Here is a 291-nt window from a genome sequence, read left to right as displayed (position 1 = left end):
CCGAACTGGACCAACAAGTTGTGCGCGCCGAGAAACCTCAGGCCTTCATCAGCCACTCATGCTCGGCCGCGTTGTGGAATTTCCACGTCCGCTTCGGGCCGGCCATGACGTTCAGATAGTAGAGATCGTAGCCGTGGCAGGCCGCGCACGGGTGGTAGCCCTTGGGCACCAGCACGACATCGCCGTCCTCGATCGCCATCGCCTCGTCCAGATCGCGCTCGCCGTTCTTGCCGGCGTCCGTATAGACGCGCTGGAAGGCAAAGCCCTGCGGCGGGTTGAGACGGTGGTAGT

At 63.6% G+C, this 291-nt stretch carries 1 protein-coding gene; it reads right to left on the bottom strand.

The window, feature by feature from the left end; genetic code table 11:
• Window positions 1-37: 37 nt before the first annotated feature.
• Window positions 38-291, bottom strand: a 254-nt coding sequence (locus EN804_RS36455) for a 5-deoxy-glucuronate isomerase (protein ID WP_189602241.1), incomplete at its 5' end; no start/stop codon positions are given.

The organism is Mesorhizobium sp. M8A.F.Ca.ET.161.01.1.1 (assembly GCF_004792105.1).
GTDB lineage: Bacteria > Pseudomonadota > Alphaproteobacteria > Rhizobiales > Rhizobiaceae > Mesorhizobium.
Note: the sequence above shows the minus strand (reverse complement) of the source record. Positions and strands in the feature narration are given on the sequence as shown.